At 68.1% G+C, this 703-nt stretch carries 1 protein-coding gene; it reads left to right on the forward strand.

Translation table 11 applies throughout. The features are described 5' to 3' along the window. Positions 1-67: 67 nt before the first annotated feature. Positions 68-703 (forward strand): IS5 family transposase (locus ON32_RS17300; protein ID WP_040792007.1); only part of this gene is annotated, 636 nt, incomplete at its 3' end.

A 703-nucleotide genomic window follows, 5' to 3' on the forward strand; every position in this document is an offset into this window, starting at 1 on the left:
CCCGAGGCAAGCGAGGTCTCCGGTAAATGGTTCAGCGACGAAGAAGAACCTGAATACCGGAGACCTCGTGACCAGCGTAGCGGTGACGGGGCGCGCGGATTTGACCGACGCCCAATGGGCGCGGCTGGTGCCGTTGCTGCCCCGACCCAAGAAAACAGGCCGTCCCTCGATGTGGACGAAACGACAGCTCATCAACGGGATCCGGTGGCGAACCCGGGTCGGTTCACCCTGGCGCGACGTGCCACCGCAGTACGGGTCCTGGCAGGCGATCTATAGCCTGTTCCGGCGCTGGCAACGCGCCGGTGCATGGGTTTTCATCCTGAAAATGCTGCAGGCCTTCGCCGAGGCGAGCGGCGATATCGACTGGCAGGTGAGTGTGGATTCGACGATCATGCGCGCTCACCAGCACGCTGCCGGAGCCCGCCGCGACCCCGCAGCGCAAGGCGAACCACCGGGGCCTCCCGGCGCCGAACCACCTGATCACGCCCTGGGCCGGTCACGGGGCGGGTGGGGCACCAAACTGCATCTGGCCTGCGAAAACGGGCTCAAGCCGCTGTCGATGCTGCTCACGGGTGGTCAAGCCGGTGACAGCCCGCAGATGCCGGCCGTGCTCGAAGCGGTCGCGGTGCCACGCCTCGGGGGCGGGCGGGCGCGCAGCCGCCCTGACCGGGTCCTGGCCGATAAGGCCTACTCCTCCCGGGCC

Origin of the sequence: Nocardia paucivorans NBRC 100373, from assembly GCF_000308675.1 — a bacterium.
Lineage (GTDB): Bacteria > Actinomycetota > Actinomycetes > Mycobacteriales > Mycobacteriaceae > Nocardia > Nocardia paucivorans.